Origin of the sequence: Streptomyces triticirhizae (assembly GCF_003696235.1) — a bacterium.
GTDB lineage: Bacteria > Actinomycetota > Actinomycetes > Streptomycetales > Streptomycetaceae > Streptomyces > Streptomyces triticirhizae.
Genome location: NZ_RFFJ01000323.1, coordinates 1 through 3,855, shown reverse-complemented (window position 1 = coordinate 3,855; position 3,855 = coordinate 1). Strand labels below are relative to the sequence as shown.

Here is a 3,855-nt window from a genome sequence, read left to right as displayed (position 1 = left end):
GCCCGGCGGGCCTCGGCCGCCTCGACCAGCGCCCGCAGCCGCCGGTCCGCCTCGCCGAACCGGGGGTCGACCGAGCCCGTCATCGGGTGCGGCTTGTAGAGCAGCCGCACCCTCGGGTCTGCCAGCAGCGCGGTGACCAGCTGCTCGCCGGCCAGCAGCACCGAGCTGTTGCCCGGGTCGGTGGTCCAGCCCTCCCAGGTCGGGGCGTAGAGCACGGTGATGGGCCCGTCGGCCGGCGGCGGCCCGGCGTACGGGTGGACGGGCGCCAGCTGTGGCCGGCCCACCTCGACCACGTCCCGGTCGTCCACGCCCACGTCGGCCAGCGCGTACCGTTCCCTGGCCGCCGGGCCCGCCACCCACACCTCGTCGTAGACCTTGGCGTACGGGTTGCAGCTGGAGAGCTTGTCGCTCTCGCCGTGGTTGACGAAGGCGTGCTTGATCGTCGGGATGCGCAACACCTGGGAGGTCTTGGGCGCGTTGGCCGGGTGGATGAGGACCTTGAGCGTGGAGTGCTCCAGCAGCATCAGGTGGACCACCTTCGGCAGGCAGACCACCGGCAGCTCGGTCGGCGCCAACTGCTGCACCATGGGCCGCTCCCGCAGCACCACCATCGCGTTGCCCTCCAGCGCCGCGACGGTGCCCAGCCACATGTTGGCCTGGTAGGCGGTGCCGCTGCCGCCGGAGAAGTAGAGGCCGACCTCGGGCCGGTAGGAGTCCAGCCAGCGTTGGAACCAGGCGATGACCTCATCGGTGCCCGGCGGGCGTTTCCCCGGCAGCAGCCACGTCGCCAGCCAGGCGGCGCAGCCGGCGAAGAGCAGCAGCGAGCAGCCGACGCCGAGCAGGCTCCAGGCGGCCTGCCCGCTGGCCACGGTGAGCAGCATCCCGACGGTGCCCGGCACCGCGAACAGCGGCATCCGCCGGTGCGCGCCGGTCAGCAGCCGGGGCGGGGTGGGGGAGAGCCGCAGCTCGGAGGTGTCGATGTTGCGGGTGACCACCGGCAGGGTCCGTCTGCGGCGCACCAGGACCGCGAGGCCCCGCGTCAGGAAGTGCGCGCCGTAGCTGGCGAGGAGCCCGGCGACGACCAGCAGCCGCACGGCCGGCGAGACCTCGGCCAGGTGCGCCAGGCCCAGCAGCACCAGCAGGTCACGCAGCAGCTGGCGCACCGTCTCGTCGCAGCGGACCCGGCCCAGCGGCACCAGGGGCGCCGGCCACCACTGCCGCAGCGCCAGGTCGAGGGCGAGCCCGGCGCCGCCGGCCGCGCAGAGCAGCGGCGCGTTGGGGAGTTGGGCGCCCACCAGCTGGGCGCAGAGGAGCAGCAGCAGCGCGCCCAGGGCGAGCCCTTGGGCGACGCGGGGCGACGACGGTCCAGCAGCCACGGGAAGTCAGCTCCGGTTCGGGCGTGGGGCGTTCGGGGCCATGGCCCGCGAACGTGGTCGGTGAGGGGGGTGCGCCTCGGCCGGCACGGGGAGGCCGGCGACGAGGCCACGCGGAACGGCGAACGCCCCGGCGGGCCCCGGCGGGAGGGCCAGGAGAACGCAAGTACCGCACGGAACGGCAGGGATCACCCGGGAATCGGTGGATTTCACCCTTGCGGGTGGCCGCGCCCGGTGTCGCCCGTTGAGACGGCGGGGCGCGCGGCGGTCACGTTGACATACATTGCATACGTCTCGGTCGGCGGACCGGCCGGGCGCCGGGGCGCTTCGGCGACCCGAAGTCCCAGGTCGCGCGGGGAGCCACGGCGGCCGAGCGGTTCGGGCCCGTGGTCTCCGACACGTCCCTAGACGCGGGGGCGCGCGGCCTTGGGTATCGCGCCCCAGGCGCGCGGGCCGGACGGCCAACGCGCACCCGTACGCGCCCTGGGACGGGAACTTGGACGCGAACAGGAAGGTGCCATGACAGCGGCACGGCAGGACGTCTCCGACGCCCGCAGGATCGTCGTCAAGATCGGCTCATCCTCGCTGACCACGGCGGCCGGCGGGCTGGACGCCGACCGGGTGGACGCACTGGTCGATGTGCTGGTGAAACAGGACGGGAGGCAGATCGTACTGGTTTCGTCGGGTGCGATCGCCGCCGGGCTCGCGCCGCTGGGCCTGGGGCAACGACCGCGTGACCTGGCCCGCCAGCAGGCCGCCGCCAGCGTCGGCCAGGGCCTGCTGCTGGCGCGCTACACCGCCTCGTTCGCCCGCTACGGCCGCCGCGTCGGCCAGGTGCTGCTCACCACCACCGACACCAGCCGCCGCGCGCACTACCGCAACGCCTACCGGACGTTGGACCAGCTCTTCGCCATGGGCGCCGTGCCGGTGGTCAACGAGAACGACACGGTGGCGACGGACGAGATCAGGTTCGGCGACAACGACCGGCTGGCCGCGCTGGTCGCCCATCTGGTGCGGGCCGACCTGCTGGTGCTGCTCTCCGACGTCGACGGGCTCTACGACGGCGACCCGTCCCGCCCGGGCAGCCGCCGGATCTCCGAGGTCACCGGGCCGGCCGATTTGGCCGGCGTCGAACTGGGCCGCGCGGGCCGGGCCGGCGTCGGCACCGGCGGGATGGTCACCAAGGTCGAGGCCGCCGGCATCGCGACCGAGGCCGGCATCCCCGTGGTGCTGACGGCGGCCAGCCAGGTCGCCGACGCCCTCTCCGGCGCCGCCACCGGCACCTACTTCCGCCCCACCGGGCGCCGCGCCACCGGCCGGCTGCTGTGGCTGGCCCACGCCTCGGTGCCGCGCGGCGCCGTGGTGTTGGACGCCGGCGCCGTGCTGGCCGTCACCGAGCGCGGCGGCTCGCTGCTGCCGGCCGGAATCGTCGACGTGCTGGGCGAGTTCGTGGCCGGCGAACCCATCGAGCTGCGCGACGAGACGGGCCGCGCCATCGCCCGTGGCCTGGTGAACTTCGACGCCAAGGAGCTGCCGCTGCTGCTCGGCCGTTCCACCAGGGAACTGGCGCGCGAGTTGGGCCCCGACTACGAAAGAGAGGTCGTTCATCGCGATGACCTGGTTCTGTTGCGGGCATAAGTCATCCTGAGAGGGCCGTACACGGCGGGCTGGCCGAGCCGGTGCCGGACCTGTGAAAGACCAGCCTTTCCACCGAAGGTTCGGGAAAAAGCGCCCGGCCACGCCGGTGAGCTGGTCCACTCGTGCCTGGTGCCCAGCCGGCACCCGAACCGCACACGCAAGCGACGACCCATGCCCGGAACAGCACCATGTCAGGAGGCTGTCGGTGAGACGACTGGCCAGCGTCGAAGGAGGCCGGCCGGCCCGCGAGCGGGAAGACGGTACCGCCCACGCGGAGCGAGCACGGGGGACCACCGAGGCACCCAGGAACGGCGAGGAGCAGCACGCGCGGCTGTGGCACATCACCCTGAGCGTCGCGGGGCGGGCCCAGCCGCTGCCCGACGTGCGGCGGGCCCTGGAGCGGCTGGCGGACGACCACCCGTTCCTGCTGACCAGCCGCTACGCCGAGGACCACGCGGAGATCAGGTACTGGGAGGAGGCCAGGGACCTGCACGACGCGGCGGCCCTGGCGCTGCGGCTGTGGGGCGAGCACCGGCGCACCGCCCAGCTGCCGGCCTGGGAGATCGTCGGCCTTGAGGTCATCGGCCGGGAGACGTACCAGCAGCGGATCTCCGAGGGCTACGGCCCGCCGCCCGCCCACCCGGTGGGGGTGCACCCCTTCTGAGGCCCTGAGACTTCCGAGGCCCTGAGGCCGGGCGGTTCGGTGCGGCCGCCGGGCTCCTCGACTGTCGGTGCCGGCCGCTAGGCTTCCGGGCATGAGCAGCTCCGCGCCCTCCACCACGACCGACGACACGTCCGCCCCCTCGCCCGTCATCGCCACCGCCCGCCGCGCCCGCGCGGCGGC

At 74.1% G+C, this 3,855-nt stretch carries 2 protein-coding genes and 1 pseudogene; 2 read left to right on the top strand and 1 reads right to left on the bottom strand.

What is annotated here, in order from left to right; genetic code table 11:
• A pseudogene (locus EBN88_RS30990) lies at positions 1 to 1,376 on the bottom strand (hypothetical protein); the annotation flags it as partial.
• A gap of 516 nt (positions 1,377 to 1,892) precedes the next feature.
• Between EBN88_RS30990 and proB the strand changes: the two are divergent.
• Together proB and EBN88_RS29015 are read left to right on the top strand one after the other, a co-directional pair.
• Positions 1,893 to 3,011, top strand: coding sequence for a glutamate 5-kinase (proB, locus tag EBN88_RS29020; RefSeq protein ID WP_122399979.1), 1,119 nt, complete (start codon positions 1,893 to 1,895; stop codon positions 3,009 to 3,011).
• 205 nt (positions 3,012 to 3,216) lie between these two features.
• Positions 3,217 to 3,675 (top strand): hypothetical protein, encoded by a 459-nt coding sequence (locus EBN88_RS29015; protein ID WP_233581095.1) that lies wholly within the window; start codon positions 3,217 to 3,219, stop codon positions 3,673 to 3,675.
• Positions 3,676 to 3,855 lie beyond the last annotated feature (180 nt).

Excerpts from the sequence above, each read along its gene's own strand:
- proB (WP_122399979.1), top strand. The coding sequence starts at position 1,893 with ATGACAGCGGCACGGCAGGACGTCTCCGACGCCCGCAGGATCGTCGTC.